Genomic DNA, 21343 nt, shown 5'->3' with positions numbered 1-21343 from the left:
TTGCCTCGGACGTTCCATACCGCCTCCAATGCGGTGGGCCGGGTATCCAGCCCACCGCCGATTCACGTCAGACCGGATGAATGCCACGATTGATCAGGATGCCGACAATGACGCCAACTGCGGCGCAACCAGCTCCCGTCGTCTCGATCAGGATGCATGAACCATGCATACCAACCGGGTGTTTCTGCCTCGGCAGTGCAGTGGGTTTCATGTCTGTGTTCCTTATACGGGGAGAACGGCGATGACGATTGCGACGGCAATCGTGACTGGTTCAATCGGTGAGCAGAGCATTGAAGTGCCAGCCAATCCCACGGCTGGGGTGAGGGGAAGCGGAATGCCATCCATTGGTTTCTCCTTTTCAGATCGGTGGCCCAACTCATGCTGGGCAGATCCGTTTTCAATGATCACGAAGCAGGGATTCATGACGTGGATCCCAGTTACTGGAGCTTCGGTAGAAAGCGTCATGCTTTGCCTGTGAATTCCGCTCCCAAGGGAAGAGGCCGCTAGGGCTTCAGCCCACCGGTGGTGCCAGAAACTCTGACTGGGCCGTGGGGTCGCAGATCCAGTTCGGGAACCGGGGTTATTTCCGTCACCCGAACCTTCTAGAATCCCTTTTCCCCTGCCTGCTGGTGCGTCATGTCGGCTTCCCCTGTTCCTTCTGCGGCTGCCCCCCGGGGTGGCCTTGTCGCGCTGGCCTTGCTGCTGGTCTACGTGGTCTGGGGCTCGACCTACCTGGGCATCGCCAAGGCCCTGCACGGTGGCGCGCTGCCGCTCACCATGGTCTCCGGCAGCCGCTTCATCATCGCGGGCGGCCTGATGTACCTGGCCTTGCGTCTGTTCTGGAAGATGCCGCGGCCGAGCCTGCGCCAGTGGCGCAACCTGGTCATCATGGGCGTGACCATGCTGGTGCTGGGCAACGGCATGGTGGTGCTGGCCGAGCGCGAGGTGTCTTCGGGCCTGGCGGCCACAGCCGTGGCCTCGGTGCCGCTGTGGATGGCGCTGTTCTCGGCGCTGCGCGGCCAGCACGCCAGCCGGGGTGAATGGCTGGGCATTGCGGTGGGTTTCATCGGCGTGGTCTGGCTCAATGCGGGAAGCAGCCTGACCGCTTCGCCCACCGGGCTGGTGCTGCTGCTGATCGCACCGGTCGGCTGGGCGTTCGGTTCGGTGTGGGCGCGCGGCCTGGACCTGCCCGGCCCGTTCATGACCGCCGCCGGGCAGATGATCTGCGGCGGCGTGCTGCTGGTGCTGATCGGCCTGGCGGTGGGCGAGCGCCCCACCACGCTGCCCGATACCGGTGGGCTGTTGGCCATGGCCTATCTGTGCGTGTTCGGCTCCATCGTGGCCTTCACCGCCTATGTCTGGCTGCTGCACAACGTGCGCCCGGCGCTGGCCGGCAGCTATGCCTACGTCAACCCGGTCATCGCGGTGCTGCTGGGTGCGGCACTGAATGGCGAGCAGTTCGGCTGGCGCGATTTCCTGGCCATGGCGGTCATCCTGCTGGGCGTGGTGGTGCTGACCATGGCCCGGACCCGGAAAAAGTGAGCATGACAAAGTGAGCATGGACGAAAAGGAACAACGCCGCGGGCTGCTGGTCACCGCCTCCACCTTCGTGCTGTGGGGGTTGGTGCCGGTGTACTGGCACCTGCTCAACGAGGTGCCGTCGTTCCAGATCATCGCCCACCGCATCATCTGGTCCACGGTGCTGGTGGTGGCGTGGCTGCTGCTGAGTGGGGGCCTGGGCTGGTGGCGGAAGATCGCCGCACAGCCGCGTGCACTGCCGATCCTGGCGGTGTCCAGCCTGACCATCGCCTTCAACTGGGGCCTGTACATCTGGGCGGTCAACGCCGGGCATGTCATCGAAACCAGCCTGGGCTACTTCATCAATCCACTGGTGAACGTACTGCTGGGCGTGCTGGTGCTGAAGGAGCGCCTGCGCCGCGTGCAGTGGATCGCGGTGGCGATGGCCGCCGTGGGCGTGGCCTGGCTGACCATCGACGCCGGCACGCCGCCGTGGATCGCGCTGGGCCTGGCCTGTTCGTTCGGCCTGTATGGGCTGCTGCGCAAAGTGGTGTCGGTCGATCCGGTGGCCGGGCTGGGCGTGGAAAGCCTCTACCTGTTCCTGCCGGCGCTGGCGTTTGCCGTCTGGGCCGAGAACGGCCATGGCGGCGCGTTCTTCCACGGCTGGGGCTGGCGCAACGATCTGCTGCTGGTGTTCGGTGGCGTGGTCACGGCGGTGCCGCTCATCGGTTTCGCCTACGGGGTGAAGCGCATTCCGCTGTCGCTGGTCGGCATCCTGCAGTACATCGCACCGAGCCTGCAGCTGCTGCTGGGCGTGTTCTTCTTCCACGAGGCGTTCGACACCGGCAAGGCGATCGGCTTTGCGGTGATCTGGGCCGGGCTGCTGCTGTTCGTCGGCGAAAACGTGCGGGCGATGCGGGCGGCGAAGCGGTAATCGCGATGGGGTCAGAGCCCGGTTCTGACCCCGGCTGCCATCCACGCATGGCGTGGATCTACTGCAATGCGAACACCCATACGATGTGGAATGACTCCAGTAGATCCACGCCATGCGTGGATGGCGCCACATCAGTAGATCCACGCCATGCGCGGATGACGCGCCGGCAAAAAAAGGGCGAAGCCTTCGCTCCGCCCTCCACACCCATCACTCCACGCACGGGCGCGTTGTTCAGGTCTCGCGCAACGCCGTGGTGATCGGCAGGCGCGCCGCGCGCAGTGCCGGGAACAGGCCGCCGACCAGGCCGATGCCCAGTGCCCACTTCAGGCCATTCCACAGCAGTTCCGGTGAGACATGGAACTTGAACACCACCGCGCTGAAGTTGCTGCCGATGGTGGACACGCTGTAACCGTTGAACAGCAGCCAGGCCACCGCACAACCCAGCAACCCGCCCAGCAGCGCCAGCAGCATGGTTTCCAGCATCACCGCGGTCACCACCGGCAGGCCGCGGAACCCGATCGCACGCATGGTCGCAATCTCGCGCGCACGCGTGGCGACCGCGGCGTACATGGTGTTGAGCGCACCGAAGACCGCGCCCACCGCCATGATCGTACCGATCACCTTGCCCAGGATGTCGATCAGCTTGGTCAGGCCGCCGCCCTGCTTGCTGTAGTACGCACGCGTGGTTTCCACGTCCAGCTTCAGGCGCGGATCGGCCGCCACGGCCGCCTTGAACTGCTCGAAGCCAGGCTTGCCATCAGTACGCACGCTGATCGACTGCCACGCACTGCGCTGGTAGGTGGTGGCCAGCGTATCGGCATCGGTCCACATTTCCGAATCGTGCGCATCACCGGAGGCGAACACGCCGACCACGGTCCAGGCCTGGTTGCCCAGGGTCAGCGTCCTGCCGACCTCAAGGTTACGGAACTGTCCCTGTGCGCCCTGGCCGACCACGATCTCGCGTAGGCCGGTGCCGAACCTGCGGCCCTGCACGATCTTCACCTTGTCATGCACCGCCCACGCCTGCGGGCCGACGCCGCGGAACTGCGCGTTGACGTCGGTGCCGTCGGCCTTGGAGACCAGGTTCACCACCTGCGACAGCTCCGGTGACAGCAGCGGTCGGCCTTCGCCATCGCGGCTGATGCCGGGCAGGGTGGACAGCATCGGCACCTGCTCGCGGGTGATGACCGAATTGGTCTCGGCCTGCGAACCACCGCGCAGCACGATGGCGGTGGTGTCATCACCGGTGTTGTTGAGTGTGGCCTGGAAGCCTTCGCCCATGGCCAGCATCGCCACGAGCACGCCGACCACGCCGGCAATGCCCACCACGATCACCGAGGAGGCACCCCAGCGCTGCGGCAGGCTGGCGATGCCGATGCGGGTGGCCGCCAGCGCCAGTCGGCCGCTGCGGGTCAGCAGCAGCCACAGCGCCACCAGCACCGCCACGGCCAGCACCCCGACCCACGGCAGGCCGATCCACAGCACCAGGCCCACCGCCAGCAGCAGCACGGTCAGCGCATTGCCCAACCACGTCTTGATCCTGTTCATCGGGAATCCTCCTCAGCGGCCAGCCAGCGCATCGACGATCTTCAGGCGCTTGGCGCGCAGCGCGGGCAGCAGCCCGACCACGATGCCGATCACCACGATCAGGCCCACGCCCACCAGCCAGGTGGGCGTGGGTACGTGCGGCGGCAGCATGCCCATGCTTTTCGGTGCGATGGCCGGCAGCACCAGCGCGGCCAGGCCCATGCCGATCAGGCCGCCGAGGCCGATCAGCAGCACCGACTCGACCATCACCAGCGTCAGCACGGTGCTGTCCTTGAAGCCCAGTGTCTTCAGCGTGGCCAGTTCGGGAATGCGCTCGCGCACGGCCTGGGCCATGGTGTTGCCGGTCAGCAGCAGCAGGGTGAAGAACACCGCGCCCATGATCGAGGTGACGATCATGCCGATGTCCGCGAACTGCTTGACGAAGGCTTGCTGGAACGCGGACTCGGTCTGGGTCTTGGTCTCGTGGTCGGAGTTGGCCGAGATCGCATCGATGGCCTGCGCCACGCGCGAGGCATGGTCGGGGTTGTCCAGGGTGATCGTGTACCAGCTCACCTGGTTCTTGATGTAGTCGTTGGATTCGTCGAAGTACTTCCAGTTCATCATCAGCTGGCGTTCTTCGTTGCCGGCCTGTGCGCGGTCCTTGGAGCGGAAGATGCCCTTCAGTTCCAGCGGCCAGTCATTGCTGCCGCCGCGCGGGAAGATGGTCGCCTGCAACGGAATGGTGTCGCCGATCTTCCAGCCGAACTGGTTGGCCAGGGTCTCGCCGACGATGGCGCCGGTGCGGGTCTGCTTCCAGTCTTCCAGCTGTGCCGGGTCGATCTGCAGTTCACGGTAGACATCGAAGTAGTTGGGCGACACCGAGAAATTCGGGAAGAAGTTCTTCGGGTCCTGGTAGATGCCGCCGAACCACATGCCGTAGGCCACGTCGCGCACGCCATCAACCTGGCGGATCTGCGTTTCCAGGCGGATCGGCAGCGACTGGGTGATCGACAGGCGCGAGGCGGTGACCAGGCGGTTGGCACCTTCCACGCTGCCGCCGGAGTTGAACGCCACGCGTACCGAATCGAGCATGCCGAACAGCAGGAACGCCGCGACCACCGAAAGCAGGGTCAGCAGGGTCCGGGTGCGGCTGCGGAACAGCTGCGCCCAGACCAGGGAAAAGTATTTCATCGCCGCAGCCTCCGTCAGTGGGCCAGCGGGGCGTCGGCCAGCTCGCCCTTGTCCAGGTGCACCGTGTGGGTGGCGTACTCGGCGGCCTTCGGGTCATGGGTGACCATGATGATGGTCTTGCCGTGTTCGCGGTTGAGCTGCTGCAGCAACCCAAGGATTTCCTCGGCCGACTGCCGGTCGAGGTCGCCGGTGGGCTCGTCGCAGATCAGGAAGGTCGGGTCGGAAACGATGGCGCGGGCGATGGCCACGCGCTGCTGCTGGCCGCCGGACAGTTCGTTGGGGCGGTGGCTGCGGCGGTCGGCCAGGCCGACCAGGGTCAGCGCGATCTCGGCATTGCGCCTGCGCTGTGCGGCGCCGAGGTGGGTCAGCAGCAGCGGCAGTTCCACGTTCTTCTGCGCGGTCAGCATCGGCATCAGGTTGTAGAACTGGAACACGAAGCCGACGTGGTGGCTGCGCCAGGTTGACAGCTGGCCGCCGCTCATCTGGTCGATGCGCTCGCCTTCGATGCTGATCTCGCCGCCACTGGGGTTGTCCAGGCCACCGATCAGGTTGAGCAGGGTGGTCTTGCCCGAACCGGACGGGCCCATCAGCGCGACGAAGTCGCCGCGCGCGATGTCCAGGTCAATGCCGTGCAGCACCTGCACTTCTTCCGGACCGCGCTGGTAGGTCTTGGTGATGTTGCGCAGTGAAACCAGGGTCGACATCAGGGTTCTCCACGAAAGGTGGGACACGGGAACGCGCGCCGGCCACGGGCCGGAGGGCATGCATGGAACGGTGCTGCCGGCGGCGCCCTCGGGGGCGCCAGGCCGCTACTGCGCTTGTTTCAGTTGCACCTTGGCGCCATCGCGCAGGGTGTCCGGTGGGCTGACCACCACGCTTTCGCCCGCACTCACGCCCTTCAGCAGCTGGCGGTCCTTGCCCATCGCCTGGCCGGCCTGCACGGCGCGCTGCTGCACGCGGTCGGCATCGCCCAGCACGAAGGCCACGCTGGCGCCATCGCGCTCGACCACGGCGGTGGCCGGTACGCGCACCCCCTGCGGCGTGCTGGCAGCGGCCTGCGGCGGTGCCTGTTCCAGGAAGCTGACCCGTACACCCATTTCCGGCACGATGCGCGGATCCTTCACGTTCAGCGCCACGCGCACTTTCACCGTGGCCTTGCCGCGGTCGGCGGTCGGGATGATGGCGATCACCTCGCCGGGAATCTTCCATTCCGGGTAGGCGTTGAGCGTGGCTTCCACCGGCATCTTCGGCTGCACGCGGCCGATGAAGGCCTCGCCCACTTCCACTTCGATCTCCAGCGAATCCATGTCGACGATGGTGCCGATGCCGGTGCGGGTGAAGCCGCCGCCGGCCGACAGCGGCGAAACGATCTCGCCCGGCTGCGCCGCCTTGGCGGTGACCACGCCGGAGAACGGCGCGCGCACGATGTTGTTGTCCACGCCCAGATCAGCGATGGCGAGCTGGTCGCTGGCCACCTTGACGTTGCGCTGGGCAGTATCGAGCTGGGCGCGGATGCTGTCACGCTGGGCCACGGCCTGGTCGTACTGCGAACGCGAAACCAGCTGCTGGCCGACCAGCGCCTGCAGGCGGCTGGCTTCGGCGGCGGCCTGGCGCTGCTGCGCCTGCAGGCCGGCCAGCTGCGCACGTGCGGCCTGCACCTGCGAGGCGGACAGGCTGCGCTGTGCATCGGCGTCGATCGGATCCAGCGTGGCCATGATCTGGCCGGCCTCCACCCGCATGCCTTCCTCGATCATCACCTCGCGCACCTTGCCGGTGATCTTGGCCGACACCGTGGCCATGCGCCGCGCCACCACGTAGCCGCTGGCATCAAGCACCGAACTGCTGGCATTGCCCTGCTGGATGGCTACCGCCGGTGCGGTCTCGACTTCAGGCGCTGGCTCGCGGCCGAACAGCAGGAAGGCGCCGCCGGCGAGCAGCAGCACGATGACGACCAGGGCGATCCACAGCCAGCGGCGGCCGCCCGGTCCATTCCCGGAGGACGGCGGCGGGTTCCTGCGGTCGATACGGAGTTCCTTCAACAGCTCGGCAGAAGCGTTCATTGCGTTCCATCACAGGCGTTCGGGCGGATATGACCGGAAGGGCGACAGCAGCGGTTCCGGTGGCAGAGCGTGCGGCACAGCATGCAGGTGGCACGGGGCGGGATGGCAGTGACAGCTGTCACCCCATGGTGATGACGGCGGCCACTGCGAAATGTGACCGGGGCGGCACAGGATGGCAACGTCCCCGCTACCGGTACCGCACCGATGGATTCGACCGCAGCCCCCACCACCGCCACGCTGGCCCGCCTGCACCGGGTGCAGGTGCATTACGCCGGCCATGCCGCGCTGCAGGGCATCGACCTGCAGGTGCATGCCGGCCAGGTCCTGGCCCTGCTGGGCCGCAACGGTGCTGGCAAGAGTACCGCGATCAGCGTGCTGCTGGGCCTGCGCCGTGCCGATGCGGGCCAAGTCGAACTGCTCGGGGGCGACCCGCAGCAGCGCGCCAGCCGCGTGGGCCTGGGCGTGATGCTGCAGAGCACCAGCCTGCCGCCGATGCTGCAGGTGGATGAACTGGTGGCGCAGGCCAGCGCCTGCTACCCCGATCCGATGCCGCTGGCCGAAGTGCTGCAGCGCACCGGCCTGCAGGATCTCGCCCGCCGTCGTTACGGGCAGTTGTCCGGCGGCCAGCAGCGCACGGTGCAGTTCGCCATCGCCCTGTGCGGCCGCCCGCGCGTGCTGTTCCTGGATGAACCCACCACCGGCCTGGACATCCAGGCGCGGCAGGTGATGTGGCAGGCGATCCGGCAGCTGGTGGCCGAAGGCTGCGGCGTGCTGCTGACCACCCATTACCTGGAGGAAGCCGAAGCGCTGGCGCAGCAGGTGGTGGTGCTGGAACAGGGCCGCGTGCTGGCCGATGCGCCGCTGGCCGCGCTGCGCCTGGCCGACCGGCCGCGGCGCATCCGCTGCCGCAGCAGCCTGGCGGTGGAAGACGTGCAGCGCTGGCCGGGCGTGCAGCAGGTGCAGCGCGACGGTGCGCATCTGCAGCTGCTGGCCAGCCCGGCCGAACCGGTGGTGGCGCGCCTGCTGGGCGCCGATGCACAGCTGCAGGATCTGGAAGTACAGGGCGCGGCGCTGGCCGACGCCTTCCTCGACATGACCCGGGAGGCTGCATGAACACCGTGACCCGTTCCCTCGCTGCGCCGCGTGCGCCCCTGCGTGCCGCCCTGCGCCCTTACTTCGCCGAGCTGCAGGCTGAACTGCGCCGCGCCTGGCGCACCCCTGCCTTCGCGGTGCCATCGCTGCTGTTCCCGGTGCTGTTCTACCTGCTGTTCGGCGTGCTGCTGGGGCGCGGTCATGCGCCGTTGTACCTGCTGGCGACTTACTGTGTGTTCGGTGCGATGGCACCGGCGCTGTTTGGTTTCGGCGTGCAGCTGGCACTGGATCGTGAAGGCGGCCTGCTGACCCTGAAGCGCGCGCTGCCAATGCCAGCGGCGGCACCGCTGCTGGCACGGCTGGCGATGGCGGTGCTGTTCGCACTGCTGGTGGCGGGCCTGCTGGTTACCGTGGCCTGCACCTTCGGCGGTGTGCAGCTGCAGGCGCAGCAGATCCTGCAGCTGATGGCCGTGGCCGCACTGGCGGCCCTGCCGCTGGGCGCCATCGGCCTGCTCATCGGCAGCCATGCCAGCGCCAGCGCGGCACCGGCGATGGTCAACCTGGTGTACCTGCCGCTGGCCCTGCTCTCGGGCCTGTGGTTGCCGCTGTCGGCGCTGCCCAAGCTGTTCTCGACGATGGCGCCGCTGTGGCCGACCTGGCACCTGGCGCAGCTGGCGCTGCCGGTGGTCGGGCTGCCTGCGGCCGGCAGCCTCGCCGGGCATCTGCTGGTGCTGCTGGGCGTGACCGTGGTGGCGCTGCTGCTGGCGCGTCGTCGCCTGCGCCGGGTCGGCTGAACTGGCATGATCGGCAGCGAACGTCCCCGCCTGGATCCGCCCGTGTCGTCGAGCTGGCTTGCCTCCCTGCTGCGCCCCGCGCCGGATTCGGCCGTGGCCGATCAGTTGCGGCGCGGCAAATCACCGTGGAGCGGTGCGATCCATCTGCTGTGGTCGGTGTGGATATTCCTGACGCCCGCGCTGGGCAATGGCTTCACCCTGCGCTGGTTGTTCCTCACCCTGGCCAGCTATCCGCTGTTCCTGTTCCTGTATGCGCGGGTGATGCTGGCGCCGCGCCACCACGGCCCGCGCTATGCCCTGGCGATGATCGCGCTGTCGCTGGTACTGCTGCCCTGGTACCCGTCCGGCCTGAGCTACTTCGTGTTCGGCTGCGTGCTGATGCGCATGAGCGGGCGCAGTGGCTGGTGGATGTACCTGCTGCAGCTGACTGGCTTGAACCTCCTGTTCTGTTCGGCCGCGCTTTACTTCGGTTACCCGTGGCAGGCGCTGGTGTGGATGCCGGCAGTGTCCTTCATCGTCGGCCTGGTGGTGAACGTGGAGGCGTTGAGCCAGCAGCGCGACGTGGCCCTGCAGTTGTCGCAGGAAGAAGTACGCCGGTTGGCGACCACGGCCGAGCGCGAGCGCATCGGTCGTGATCTGCACGATCTGCTCGGCCACACGCTGTCGTTGATCACGTTGAAGCTGGAACTGGCGCGCAAGCTGTACGACCGCGATGACCCGCGTGCACGGCAGGAAATCGGCGAGGCCGAGGCCATCGCCCGCGAAGCATTGGCGCAGGTGCGCAGTGCGGTCACCGGCATCCGCGCCAGCGACCTGGCCGGCGAGCTGGCCTCGGCGCGGCTGCTGCTGGAATGCCAGCAGGTGCACCTGCACTACACGGTACCGCCACCGATGCCGGTGGAGGTGGAGCGCGGCCTGGCCCTGGTGCTGCGCGAGGCGGCCACCAACATCGTGCGGCACGCACAGGCGACCCAGGCGCGGGTGGAATTCTTGCAGGAAGGACGGCAGCTGGTGATGCAGATACGCGATGACGGACGGGGCGGCCTGCAGACCGAGGGCAATGGCCTGTGCGGCATGCGCGAGCGCGTGACCGCGCTGGGCGGCCAGCTGCAGCTGCAGTCGGGCAGGGGCGAGGGCACCGTGTTGAGCGTGCGCGTGCCGCTGGCAGCGGCCACCACTCCGGTCCCGCCGGCCTCGCTGGCACAGGACGGTGCAGCATGATCCGCATCCTGCTGGCCGAGGACCAGGCCATGGTGCGCGGCGCGCTGTCGGCGCTGCTGGGCCTGGAGCCGGACATCGAGGTGCTGGGCAGTGCCGCCGACGGCGAAACCGCCTGGCGCATGCTGCAGCAGCTGCAGCCGGACATCCTGGTGACCGACATCGAGATGCCCGGCCTGACCGGCCTGGAACTGGCCCAGCGCATCGCCCGCCACGAACTGCCGATCAGGGTCGTCATCGTGACCACCTTCGCCCGTGCCGGTTTCCTGCGCCGCGCGCTGGAAGCCGGGGTGCTGGGTTACCTGTTGAAGGACGCCCCGGCCGAGAACCTGGCCGACGCGCTGCGCAAGGTGCAGCAGGGTATCCGTGCGATCGATCCGCAGCTGGCGATGGACGCGTGGTCGCAGGCCGACCCGCTGACCGACCGCGAACGCCGCGTGCTGCGCCTGGCCGGCGAGGGCCGCACGGCCAGCGAGATTGCCGAGCAGCTGGGGCTGTCGCACGGCACGGTACGCAATTACCTGTCCGAGTGCATCGGCAAGCTGGGCGTGGCCAACCGCATCGAGGCCTACCGGCTGGCGAGGCAGAAGGGCTGGTTGTAGGCGCGCGGTGCCCGGCGGGCACAGCGGCTGCGCCTGCTGCCGTACTCTTGGTCCTCTCATGGATGGGGCTTTCACCTTGAAACATCACTTTGCCGATGTCCTGGATCGCACCGGCGATACCTTTACCATCACGCCGAACGCGCAGCGCTGGTCCTGCCATGTCGATGACCTGGCCGGCGTACCGGAGGACACCGAGCGTCTGACCGTCACCGCGGGTGATCGCAACTGGCAGCGGATGCTGCAGTTGTCGCAGTTGCGCGAACTGACCCTGCACGAACCCAGCCAGGACCAGCTTCTTGCGCTGGCCCGGATGCCGCAGCTGACCGCGTTGCGCATCAGTCATGCGCGTCCGGCATCGCTGGCGATGCTGGAGGGCCTGTCGGCCCTGCGCGAGCTGGTGCTGGAGTACGTGTCGGGGTTCAATGATCTTTCGCCCGTGGGGCGCCTGCCGGCGCTGCGCGCGCTGCATCTGGAGAACCTGCGCCGGGTCAGTGATTTTTCCGGTCTGGCCGGCGCGCCCGCGTTGCGCAGCCTGACCGTGATGGGCACGCTGGACTGGAACCAGCCGGTTGCCGATCCGGGTTTCCTGGCGCAACTGCCTGCGCTGGAGGCGGTGAGCATCACCTGGTTCCGCAGTCCCTTGGTGTCCGTCCTGCCCGGCACACTGCTGCGCGTGCCCAAGCTGCGCAAGGTGCACTTCAGCATGTCCGAGCTGCCGCTGGAGGATTTCGCGCGCATCCAGGCGTGGCTGCCCGGGGTCGAGGGTGCGGTGCGCGAGCCGTTCGTACTCTGCGGCGAGATACAGCGCGTCATCGACCCGCGCGAGGATGTCGCTGCGTTGCCACTGGAGGCCTTCCTGGCCGTGCCGGGATTCTGGGTGGATGCGCAGGGCCGCCGCCGCGAGCATCTGGCCGACAGTGCCTACCTGCTGGGCAAGGGCGAGCGCATGGCCCAGGGCAGATCGGCCAACGTACTGGCCAGATGCGGGCAACATGCGCAGCGCTATCGCGCCCTGGTCGAACAGTTCAGCGGCGAAGGTGTTCCGGGCCGGTAGCGCGGGGCCTCCCGGCGAGCGAAGCGGCGGCTCTTGATCCTCGCCTGTGGGCGCGCGGAAACGATCCGCCGGGCATTGCCCGGCGCTACCTTCAGTCCTTCCCGCGCGCCATCGCCTGGAACACGCCATCGCGGCGCACCCACAGGTGGAACAGCGCCGCGCCCACGTGCATCAGCACCGTGGCGAACAACACATACGCCAGCAGGCTGTGCGCGTTGCGCAGGGCGGCATACAGCGCCGGGGTGTGTGGCACGATCGGTGGCAGGTGCAGGCCGCCCCACAGGGTGATCGGGTACCCGCCGGCCGACAGCATCGCCCAGCCGATCAGTGGCATCGCCAGCATCAGCCCGTACAGCATCCAGTGCGATGCCTTCGCCGCCAGTGCCTGCCACGCCGGCAGGTCGGCCGGCAGCGGGGGCGGGCGATGGCGCAGGCGGTTGTACAGCCGCAGCAGCACCAGCACGAGGATGGCGATGCCCAGCGGGCGGTGCAGGTCGATCAGCATCGGCCGCAGGTGCAGCGAGGCGACCATGGTCACGCCGACGAACAGCATGGCCAGGATCATCACCGCCATGGTCCAGTGCAGGACGCGCGCGAGCAGGTTGAAGTGGCCGTTGCCGGTGTTCATCGTGCGGCCTCCTTCTTTGGCTGTTCGACGTTGCCGGCGGCGCGTTCGCGTTCGCGGCGGTTGAAGGACTGCGAGTACACGGCCGAGCGCGCGGCCAGGATCGGATCGTCACTGCCGCGCACGCCGCTGGGCAGGATCAACGGGTCGAAGTTGATCTGGCCGCAGGCGCCTTCCTCCTGCGATTGCATGCGGTCCAGGCTGAGCACGCCGGCCACCACCTGCTCGCGCGAATCCGGCCACGGCGTCGACGGATCGTCGATGGCATCACCGGGCGCGGCGGTGCTGACCACCAGGTTCCACTGCACTGGGCCCTTGGCCAGGCGCTGCTGCAGTTCCTGGCTGAGGAAATCGACGCTGGCCTGCTTGCGCGTTTCCGCGTCCATTTCCACCACCGGTGCCAGCGGCTGCCAGCGCCAGCGCACGGCGCGCTTCTGTCCCTGCGCGTTGGTGAACCAGAAGCTGTTGACGCTGTTGTAGGTGGTGTCGGCCCAGCTGCTGGTCCACGGTGCGGTCTTGGCCCACTGCTGGAAGGCCTGCGCGCTGGGGTACTTCGCCAGCACCGCCGCCATCTTCTGGGGGTCGGGCTTGCCGGTGGCCGGGTCGGGAATGGAGGCGCGGGTCTGCTCGTAGAAGGCCTCGGCATCGGGCACGGCGAAGAACGGGAAGCTGTTCATCGCCATGCGCCATTCCTGGCCGTCGTCGCTGACCATCTGCACGGCCATGCTGCGCACGCGCGCGGTGTTGTCGGCGCCGTACGGGTCGCCGCCACCGATCGACAGGCGGCCCATCACCGGCACGCGCGCCTGCGAGAACACCCGCGCGCTGGACAGGGTGGGCGCCTGCGCGCTGGGTTCGAACCAGCCGCTCACGCAGATGCCCTTGCTGTGCGCACGGCGGAAGCCCGGATGGGCCGGGCCGGTCGCTTCGATGGTGTCGGTGAAGCGCTGCGCGGTGAGCCGGTTGCCGATCCAACCGGCCAGCCAGGCGAAGGCCAGCGCGACGCCGCCCAGGATCAGGGCGATCAGGGCGATCCAGGGCAACGGGGAATGCGTGCGCGGTGCGCCGGGCGTCTGCCCGGCGCGGGTGTAGCGGAAGAGCGACATGGTCGGGTTCCTGCCTTCACGGATCGTGTGGGTGGTCGACCCGCACATCCTCGCAGAACCCGGCCGGGGCCGAAATTCAATTTTTCGTCAGATTTGCCAGCCCCGTCGGGGCTGGCAGCTGGTAGCGCCGGGCCATGCCCGGCGACCACATCAGGCGTAACGCGCCTTCAGCATCGCCCAGGCCGAACGCAGGGCCAGGGCCTCGCCACCGGCCGGACGGCCCGGGCGCTCGCCGTCGTTCCAGGCGTACACGTCCAGGTGCGCCCAGCGCTGGCCGTTTTCCAGGAAACGCTCCAGGTACAGCGCGGCGGTCACCGAGCCGGCCATGCGCGAACCGGCGTTGGCCAGGTCGGCCACGCCGCTGCTCAGGTAACGCAGGTACGGGCGCCACAACGGCATGCGCCACACCGGGTCGCGGGTTTCATCACCGGCCTGCAGCCACTGCTGGGCCACCGTGTCATCGTTGCTGAACAGCGCCGGCAGGTCCGGGCCCAGGGCGATGCGCGCGGCACCGGTGAGGGTGGCGAAGTCCAGCACCAGGTCGGGCTTCTGCTCGCCGGCGAAGGTCAGCGCGTCGCACAGGACCAGGCGGCCTTCGGCGTCGGTGTTGTCGATCTCGACGCTCAGGCCCTTGCGCGTGGCGATGATCTCGCCCGGGCGGAAGGCATCGGGGCCGATCGCATTTTCCACCGCCGAAATCAGCAGGGTCAGGCGCACCGGCAGCTGCTGGGCCATCACCAGCCCGGCCAGGGCCAGCGCGTGGGCGGCACCACCCATGTCCTTCTTCATGTTGCGCATGCCGTCGGCCGGCTTGATGTCCAGGCCGCCGGTATCGAAGCACACGCCCTTGCCGACCAGCGCCAGCGCCGGGTCGCTGTCCTTGCCCCAGCGCAGCACGATCAGGCGCGGCGCGCGGTGCGAGGCGCGGCCCACCGCGTGGATGGCCGGGAAGTTCTGCTTCAGCAGTTCATCGCCGGTGATCGCTTCGACCTGCGCACCGTGGGCGTCAGCCAGCGCACGCGCGGCGTCTTCCAGCTGCTGCGGGCCCATGTCCTCGGTCGGGGTGTTGACCCAGTCGCGCACGCGCAGGCTGGCGGCGATCAGGTCGGCCACTTCTGCCGATGGGCTGGCCAGCAGCTGTGCCGGCGCACGGTTGCGCTTGCGGTAACGGTCGAAGCGGTAGCTGCCCAAGCCCCAGCCCAGCTGCAGCAGCGCCTGTTCGGCGGCCGGCAGCTCGGTGGCCAGCTGCCACACGCTGCCTTCGGGCAGGGCGTGCGGGGCATGCGCATAAGCGTAGGCATCGGCGCGGTCGCCCACCCCGATCACCGCACCGGCCAGGCCGTTCTCGCCTGGCAGCAGGGCCACGCTGTGGCCGGTAGCGGTGAAGCCCTGTGCGTCCAGCCATGCCTGCTGGGCGGCCGGCTGGGCGGCCTTCCAGCTGGCGTACTGGTCGCGGTCCAGCACGTGCAGCGGCAGTGCGGCGGTGGCGGTGGCGGTGAAGCCGGTGATCTCGCTCATGCGTCAGTTGCTCCGGTGTTCGTCGGCGGCATCGAGGTTGGCGTCCAACCAGTCGGCCAGGCCGGTAAGGGTGTCGAACTGCAGGTCCGGCTGCAGCTGCGGATGGGTCCAGGTGGCCGCGTCGCGGTTGATCCAGCAGCCGCGCAGGCCGGCGGCGATCGCTCCGGCCACGTCCATCTCGATATGGTCGCCCACGTGCAGCACCTGCGCCGGCGCCACGCCCAGGCGGTCGCAGGCGGCATGGAAGATGCTGGGCTCCGGCTTGGCCGCGCCATGTTCGCGCGCGCCCAGCTGGAAAGCGAAAAGATGCGACAGGCCGATCCGTTCCAGGTCGGCGTTGCCGTTGCTCAGCGCTGCCACCGGTACCCGCGCGGCGATGCGTGCCAGCGCATCGAGGGCATCGGGATAGCACTCCACCTGGTTGCGCGCGGCATAGAACACTTCATAGGCCGGCTCCAGCAGGTCCAGGCTGGCGCCGCTGTTCTGCAGCGCCTCCTGGATCGTCAGCCGGCGCAGCGCGCTCAGGTCGAAGTGCAGCTGCGGGTTGTCGCGGAAGGAGCGCTCGCGCAGTTCACGCATCGCCGCCACCGGGTACATGGCCGCGGTGGCGAGGCTGTGCTCGCACATCCATTCGTGCAGGACCATGTCGATGCGGGCGCCGATCGGGGCGAACGGCCACAGCGTGTCGTCGAGGTCGAGGGTGATGGCTTGGACTGGGAAATTCACCCGGTCATTCTACGCCTGCCCGCCGGGGCTTTCATTCCAGCAGCCGCGCCCAGCCCTGCATGCCCTCCAGGCGCGCCAGCACCAGCTTGATGCAGACCAGCAGCGGCACCGACAGCAGCAGGCCGACCATGCCCCACGCCCAGCCGAACACCATCAGGGCCAGGATCAGCACCAGCGGCGACAGCTTCATCTGCCGGCCGAGCACGATCGGGGTCACCAGCTGGCCTTCCAGCGTATGCAGGGCGAGATAGGCAGCGGCCGGCAGCAGCGCCTGCAGCGGATCGCGGAATTCGACGAAGCCCATCAGCAGCATTGTCGCCACGCCGATCAGCGGGCCCACGTACGGCGCGAAATTCAGCAGCGCGGCCACCGTGCCCCACAGCAGGGCCTCCTGCAGGCCGATGCCCAGCAGCATCAGCACGCCGGCAAACACCAGCCCCACCAGCGTGTTGATGACGCTGATGGTGAGCACGTAACGGGAGACCTCGCGCTCGATCGAACGCAGGATGTCGGTGGTGAAGCGCTGCTGCTGGCGGTTGGGGAACAGGGCGATGGCCGCGCGCTGCAGGCTCTCGCCATAGATCATGAAGAACAGGGTGAGCAGCACCACCGCCAGCACCGAGGCGGCCAGCTTCGGCGCCCGGGTCAGTACACGATAAGGGTCGTCCAGCTGCGTGCGGATGACCTGGATCCTGCGGCTGCTCTCGCCACCGGCGACGCGCGCGAAGTTCTCCGCCGCCTGGTTGGCCTGCTGCATCGGCTTGGTCAGGTCCTGCACCTGGCGGGCGACCTTGCGCAGCTGCTGGGGGGCTTCCTGTGCCCAATCCATCGCCGGGCCGATCAGCTGCACGCCGAGCGAGGCGGTCACTCCAAGGCCGGTGCCGAGGATCAGCAGCGCACCGATCGCACGCGGGATCCACAGCCGGCGCAGGAAGCGCAGGATCGGGTTGCCGACCAGGGCGAAGAACATCGCCAGCAGCACCGGCAGGATGATGTCCTGGGCGGCCCACAGGGTGAAGGCCACGGCCAGGGTGGCCAGCACCACCAGCGACATCGGCCCGCGCGGGCGCGAGGGCGGCGGCAGGGGCGCCCTGCTTTCCGGTTCGGGGGCCACAGGGGACAGCAGGGACTCGCTCATCGACGCACCGACCGGGAAGGGAGGCCCATTATCCGCCCGCCGCGATCAACGCGGCGGGAGTGTCGAGTCAACGTTCGGAGACGTCGGTGGCCGCTTCGGCCGGCTGCGGTTCGCGCAGTTCCGGTTCCGGGGCGGCGGCCGGTCGCGGGGCCGGGCGGGCAGCGGCCTGCGGGGCCATCTGCTCGGCGGCTTCATCGGCCTGGTCGGCCGCTTCATCGGCCGTATCGGCCGCGTGCGCGGCCATCGCGGCGGCAAATGCCGCCTGGCCGCTGGCAAACAGGTTGGATACCGAACCGATCATCTGCAGCCAGCGTGCGCCGTTGACCTTGCCCGGCACTTCCAGCTTGCCGGCAAGGAAACCGCCGGCCAGGCCGACGGTGATGATGCGCAGCGGCGACCAGCCCTGCCGCCAGACCTGGCTGAGCACGGTCCAGTTGTCCTGGGTTTCGGCCATGCGTACGGCCATCACCTGTTCGCAGCGCTTGACCCGCCGCTGCAGCGCGCCGAACTTCATGGCTTGCCCTCCGGAATCTGCACCTCGGCATCGGGGTCGTCTTCGCTGGGCTCGTCGAACAGGCCCAACTTCGACAACTGGCGCCGCGTGGCGTGCATGCCGGTGTGGTGGAAGAAGTAGGACACCCGCCAGATGGCGTAGCCGGTGACGGCCAGGCTGAGCAGCGAGGTGATCAGCAGGGCCTGCAGCCAGCTCAGGCCCCAGCTCTGCAGCAGGGCGATGAGGGTGGCGGCCATCAGCAGCCAGGCGGAGGCACCGAACACGATGCCGACCCCGGCCCAGGCCAGGGCGCGGCCGAATGCACTGCGGGCCAGGGCGAAGTCGGCCGACGCCAACCGCCGCAGCGTCCGCAGCGAATTCTTCGCCGAATCGGCGGCGGCCTTACCCGCCGCGCCGACCTGGCGGATGCTCTCGTCCAGCGGCGGGGTGGCCGCCGGATCGGGTGCTTGCGTGGTCTCTTCGCTCACGCCGCGGCTTACTTGTCGCTGCTGCTGGCCAGCTTGGCGATCAGCCAGCCGGCGGCGAAGGCCACGCCGAACGAGGCCAGCGGACGCTCACGGATCAGCTCGGCGGCGCTGTCGACCAGGTCCTTGCCCTTGTCCATCAGGGCATCGACCTGTTCCTTGGCAGCGGCGCCACCGAATTCGGCGGCGGCCAGGCCGGACAGCGCGCTGTCGGACAGCTCGGCCTTGACGTTGGCCTTGCCGATGCGCAGTTCATCACCGGCGGCGCCGGTTGCACCCTTGATCGCGCCGCCGGCAGCGCTGGCGGCCTGCTTCAGGTGGGAACCGGCTTCACCCAGGTGTTCCTTCAGGTTCTCGGTATTGGTGGGGCTCATCGAATCACTCCTGTTGCGATGGGGGGACGAACGAAGGGTTCGGCCGATGGGACGTACAGCAATAGCATCGGCCGGGTATAGGGGGTGTTACGGCGGGGCGATCAGCGCATCACCAGCTGACCCTGCTGCTGGCCATTGTTGCGCAGGATGCGCAGCACCAGGTTGGCCGGGCGCTGCTGGAAGTTGGCACGCCAGCTGGCCAGGTCGGCAAATTCGCCCACCGTGGCCTCGCTGATGATGTCGCCCTGCTGCAGGCCGTTGCTGGCCGCGCGGCTGCCGCGCTTGACCTCGCTGACCAGCACGCCGCCCACGCCGGACTGGCGCAGCGACTCGGGCAGGTCGGTAAAGGTGGCGCCGGTCAGGCGCGGGTCCAGGCTGTCGCCGGTCACCGAGCGTGCCTGTTCCTTCAGTGTGGCCTTGACCTGCACCGCCTTGCCTTCGCGGCGCACATCCAGTGCCAGCACGCTGCCGACCGCCGCCAGGCCTTCGACGTTGTGCAGGGCTTCGGCGCTGTCCACGCGCTGCCCGTTGGCCGACACCACCACGTCGCCCGGCTTCAGCCCGGCGGCAGCGGCGGCCGAACCGGCCAGCACGCGGGTGATCAGCGCACCGCGCGTTTCACCCAAGCCCAGGCCCTGCGCGATCTGCGCGCTCAGGTTCTGCGCTTCCACGCCCAGCGTGCCGCGCACCACCACGCCATGCTTGACCAGCTGGTCGACCACGCTGCGTGCCAGGTTGGAAGGAATGGCCAGGCCCAGGCCGATGTTGCCGGCCATGCTGCCCTGCGGATTGAAGCTGGCGGTGTTGATGCCGACCAGCTGGCCCTGCAGGTTGACCAGCGCGCCGCCGGAATTGCCCGGGTTGATCGACGCATCGGTCTGGATGAAGTTCTGGTAGCCCAGACCGCGGATGCCGCTGCGGCCCACGGCCGAGACGATGCCCGAGGTCACCGTCTGGCTGAAACCGAACGGGTTGCCGATGGCCACCACGAAGTCGCCCACTCGCAGCTGGTCGCTGTTGCCGAGCTTGATGTCGGTCAGGTTCTGCGCCGGGATGCGGATCAGGGCGATGTCGGTATCGCGGTCCGAACCGAGGAATTCGGCCTTTACCGTGCGCCCGTCGGCCAGGGTCACCTGCACGTCGTCGGCGTTGTCGATGACGTGGTGGTTGGTCAGTACCAGGCCTTCGCTGGCATCGATGATGACGCCCGAACCGAGCGATTCGTTGATGCGTTCCTGCGGCACGTCGGGGAACAGGCGGCGGAAGAACGGGTCGTTGAAGAACGGATTGCGGACCCGCACCACCTGCTTGGTGTTGACGCTGACCACGGCCGGCATGGCCTTTTCCAGCATCGGCGCCAGCGACGGCACGGCCTGCCCGGCTACCGCAGCCGGCAACGCGGCACTGGTCGGCAGCGCGGCGGGCAGCGGCGCTGCATCGGCGCGGTTGTCCAGATGGGCGTTGATGCCGGTGGCGACGAAGCCGCCGAAGGCAGCAGCGATTGCGAGCGTGAGCAGGGTGGGAAGCGGTCGCATGGGAGTCGGTTCGCAGGCGGTGGAGTGGGGCCGTAGGCCTATACGGTAGAACAAGCTGAATGAGTGTGTCGCCATCCGGATAAATGGCCCATGAAAAATGACCGCCGCCCGACACGCGTGGTGACCTCGCGGGCATGCCGGCGGCGTGCGCCGTTACATGCCGATACTTGCGCAGTTCGGCGCATCCTGGCGTTGCCATGTGGCGTGCCGCGCACCTCGTGGCGGTGCGATGTGGATCCGCCTGCCGGGCAGTGGCGAACACGCGCCCATCATCGCGCAGCACTTAAATAAAGGGGTTTTCTGAATGCAGCATGGTTCGCTGCGGCGTGCTGCCTACACCAGCTGCGTCGCATCCGGTGCGATTGAATCTGTGCGCCCCGTTCCACGATGGACAATGTCGGTATAGCATCGCCCCGTTTTGACAATCCAGGCCCCCAGGAGGGCAACATGAGCAACGGTAATGGTGTGTCGGTCGTGACCGACGCTGTCGAGAACGTTAAAGAAACCGCCGCCAACGTTGGCGAGACCATCGCCCACGCCGCCGAAGACGCCGTGAAGTCGGTCAAGAAGACCGTCAAGCGCGCCACCAAGGCTGCCGGTACCCGCGTTGCCAAGGCCAAGAAGGCTGTGGCCAAGGTCGAGAAGACCGTTGCCAAGAAGGCCGAGAAGGCTGCCAAGTCGGTCGGCAAGACGGTTGCCAAGGCCAAGCAGAAGCTGGAAACGGCCAAGAAGAACGCCAAGGCCGAAGCCGCTGCCCTGAAGAAGGAAGTGGCCAAGAAGAAGGCTGCTGCCGGCAAGGCTGTGACCAAGAAGGCCGCTGCGGCCAAGAAGACCACCAAGGCTGCCACCAAGGCTGCCGGCAAGAACGTCGCCACCGTGAAGAAGGCCGCCACCAAGAAGGCTGCCGTCGCCAAGAAGACCGTTGCCAAGAAGACCGCGGCCGCCAAGAAGGTGGTCGGCAAGAAGGTCGCCACCGCCAAGAAGGCCGTGGCCAAGAAGACCGTCGCCGCCAAGAAGGTTGCCGGCAAGAAGGCCGCTACCGTGAAGAAGGCCGCCACCAAGAAGGCTGCCGTCGCCAAGAAGACCGTTGCCAAGAAGACCGCCGCTGCCAAGAAGGTCGTCGGCAAGAAGGTTGCAGCCACCAGGAAGGTTGCAACCAAGAAGACCGCCGCTGCCAAGAAGGTCGTCGGCAAGAAGGTCGCCGCCACCCGCAAGACCGTGGCCAAGAAGGCTGCGCCGCTGAAGAAGGTTGCCGCCAAGAAGGCACCGGCCAAGAAGGTCGTCGCCAGGAAGGCCGCTGCCAAGAAGGCTCCGGCCAAGGCCGTGCGCAAGGTCGCCAAGCGCAAGTAATCG

At 68.0% G+C, this 21343-nt stretch carries 22 protein-coding genes; 8 read left to right on the top strand and 14 right to left on the bottom strand.

What is annotated here, in order from left to right; genetic code table 11:
- Positions 1-67: 67 nt before the first annotated feature.
- Positions 68-211: a hypothetical protein gene (locus VER16_RS04400; RefSeq protein WP_324805689.1), complete on the bottom strand. Its 144-nt coding sequence runs from the start codon at positions 209-211 to the stop codon at positions 68-70.
- Positions 212-636: 425 nt separating this feature from the next.
- Here VER16_RS04400 and yedA point away from each other — a divergent pair, with 425 nt between their 5' ends.
- Together yedA and rarD are read left to right on the top strand one after the other, a co-directional pair.
- Entirely contained in the window at positions 637-1542 is a 906-nt protein-coding gene (yedA, locus tag VER16_RS04395) for a drug/metabolite exporter YedA (protein WP_324805687.1), read from the top strand.
- Between the two features lie 10 nt (positions 1543-1552).
- Complete coding sequence (gene rarD / locus VER16_RS04390) at positions 1553-2452, top strand: EamA family transporter RarD (RefSeq protein ID WP_324805685.1); 900 nt, start codon at positions 1553-1555, stop codon at positions 2450-2452.
- 231 nt (positions 2453-2683) lie between these two features.
- Here rarD and VER16_RS04385 read toward each other — a convergent pair whose 3' ends face one another.
- The 4 genes from VER16_RS04385 to VER16_RS04370 form a co-directional block, all read right to left on the bottom strand.
- Positions 2684-4000: an ABC transporter permease gene (locus VER16_RS04385; protein WP_324805683.1), complete on the bottom strand. Its 1317-nt coding sequence runs from the start codon at positions 3998-4000 to the stop codon at positions 2684-2686.
- A 12-nt stretch (positions 4001-4012) separates the two neighbouring features.
- Positions 4013-5170, bottom strand: a complete 1158-nt coding sequence (locus VER16_RS04380) for an ABC transporter permease (RefSeq protein WP_324805681.1) — start codon at positions 5168-5170, stop codon at positions 4013-4015.
- 14 nt (positions 5171-5184) lie between these two features.
- Positions 5185-5874, bottom strand: a complete 690-nt coding sequence (locus VER16_RS04375; protein WP_324805679.1) for an ABC transporter ATP-binding protein — start codon at positions 5872-5874, stop codon at positions 5185-5187.
- A 105-nt stretch (positions 5875-5979) separates the two neighbouring features.
- The gene (locus VER16_RS04370; RefSeq protein WP_324805677.1) at positions 5980-7230 is read right to left on the bottom strand and encodes an efflux RND transporter periplasmic adaptor subunit; all 1251 of its coding nucleotides are present in this window, start codon (positions 7228-7230) and stop codon (positions 5980-5982) included.
- 204 nt (positions 7231-7434) lie between these two features.
- Between VER16_RS04370 and VER16_RS04365 the strand changes: the two genes are divergently transcribed.
- The 5 genes from VER16_RS04365 to VER16_RS04345 all read left to right on the top strand — a co-directional run bounded on the left by VER16_RS04365 (position 7435) and on the right by VER16_RS04345 (position 11990).
- The gene (locus VER16_RS04365) at positions 7435-8343 is read left to right on the top strand and encodes an ABC transporter ATP-binding protein (protein WP_324805675.1); all 909 of its coding nucleotides are present in this window, start codon (positions 7435-7437) and stop codon (positions 8341-8343) included.
- Positions 8340-9116, top strand: a complete 777-nt coding sequence (locus tag VER16_RS04360; RefSeq protein WP_324805673.1) for an ABC transporter permease — start codon at positions 8340-8342, stop codon at positions 9114-9116. Before VER16_RS04365 ends, VER16_RS04360 begins: the two co-directional genes overlap by 4 nt.
- Positions 9117-9122: 6 nt before the next feature.
- Positions 9123-10337 carry a sensor histidine kinase gene (locus VER16_RS04355; RefSeq protein WP_324805671.1) on the top strand — a complete coding sequence of 405 codons (1215 nt, stop codon included), beginning with the start codon at positions 9123-9125 and terminating at the stop codon, positions 10335-10337.
- Complete coding sequence (locus tag VER16_RS04350; RefSeq protein WP_324805669.1) at positions 10334-10936, top strand: response regulator transcription factor; 603 nt, start codon at positions 10334-10336, stop codon at positions 10934-10936. The genes VER16_RS04355 and VER16_RS04350 overlap by 4 nt, the downstream gene beginning before the upstream one ends.
- 76 nt (positions 10937-11012) lie before the next feature.
- Entirely contained in the window at positions 11013-11990 is a 978-nt protein-coding gene (locus VER16_RS04345) for a hypothetical protein (RefSeq protein WP_324805668.1), read from the top strand.
- A 91-nt stretch (positions 11991-12081) separates the two neighbouring features.
- On the opposite strand, the gene VER16_RS04340 is transcribed toward VER16_RS04345, so the two are convergent.
- The 9 genes from VER16_RS04340 to VER16_RS04300 all read right to left on the bottom strand — a co-directional run bounded on the left by VER16_RS04340 (position 12082) and on the right by VER16_RS04300 (position 19990).
- Positions 12082-12618, bottom strand: a complete 537-nt coding sequence (locus VER16_RS04340; protein ID WP_324805666.1) for a cytochrome b — start codon at positions 12616-12618, stop codon at positions 12082-12084.
- Positions 12615-13721, bottom strand: coding sequence for a catalase family peroxidase (locus tag VER16_RS04335; protein WP_324805664.1), 1107 nt, complete (start codon positions 13719-13721; stop codon positions 12615-12617). Before VER16_RS04335 ends, VER16_RS04340 begins: the two co-directional genes overlap by 4 nt.
- 150 nt (positions 13722-13871) lie before the next feature.
- Positions 13872-15239, bottom strand: a complete 1368-nt coding sequence (locus tag VER16_RS04330) for a M17 family metallopeptidase (protein WP_324805662.1) — start codon at positions 15237-15239, stop codon at positions 13872-13874.
- 3 nt (positions 15240-15242) lie between these two features.
- The gene (locus VER16_RS04325) at positions 15243-15965 is read right to left on the bottom strand and encodes an HAD family hydrolase (RefSeq protein WP_324805661.1); all 723 of its coding nucleotides are present in this window, start codon (positions 15963-15965) and stop codon (positions 15243-15245) included.
- A gap of 31 nt (positions 15966-15996) precedes the next feature.
- Positions 15997-17103 carry an AI-2E family transporter gene (locus tag VER16_RS04320; RefSeq protein WP_324805660.1) on the bottom strand — a complete coding sequence of 369 codons (1107 nt, stop codon included), beginning with the start codon at positions 17101-17103 and terminating at the stop codon, positions 15997-15999.
- A 67-nt stretch (positions 17104-17170) separates the two neighbouring features.
- On the bottom strand, positions 17171-17617 hold the full coding sequence (locus VER16_RS04315) for a protein sip-5 (protein ID WP_324805658.1): 447 nt from the start codon (positions 17615-17617) through the stop codon (positions 17171-17173).
- On the bottom strand, positions 17614-18084 hold the full coding sequence (locus VER16_RS04310) for a phage holin family protein (protein WP_313144378.1): 471 nt from the start codon (positions 18082-18084) through the stop codon (positions 17614-17616). The genes VER16_RS04315 and VER16_RS04310 overlap by 4 nt, the downstream gene beginning before the upstream one ends.
- Before the next feature lie 8 nt (positions 18085-18092).
- The gene (locus VER16_RS04305) at positions 18093-18455 is read right to left on the bottom strand and encodes a hypothetical protein (RefSeq protein ID WP_108763771.1); all 363 of its coding nucleotides are present in this window, start codon (positions 18453-18455) and stop codon (positions 18093-18095) included.
- A gap of 101 nt (positions 18456-18556) precedes the next feature.
- Positions 18557-19990 (bottom strand): Do family serine endopeptidase, encoded by a 1434-nt coding sequence (locus VER16_RS04300; protein WP_324805653.1) that lies wholly within the window; start codon positions 19988-19990, stop codon positions 18557-18559.
- Positions 19991-20437: 447 nt separating this feature from the next.
- Between VER16_RS04300 and VER16_RS04295 the strand changes: the two genes are divergently transcribed.
- Complete coding sequence (locus VER16_RS04295; RefSeq protein ID WP_324805651.1) at positions 20438-21340, top strand: histone; 903 nt, start codon at positions 20438-20440, stop codon at positions 21338-21340.
- Positions 21341-21343 lie beyond the last annotated feature (3 nt).

The organism is Stenotrophomonas sp. (genome assembly GCF_035634915.1).
In the GTDB taxonomy this organism is placed as follows: Bacteria; Pseudomonadota; Gammaproteobacteria; order Xanthomonadales; family Xanthomonadaceae; genus Stenotrophomonas.
The sequence above is the reverse complement of the archived record's forward strand: the minus strand, read 5'-3'. Positions and strand labels throughout refer to the sequence as shown.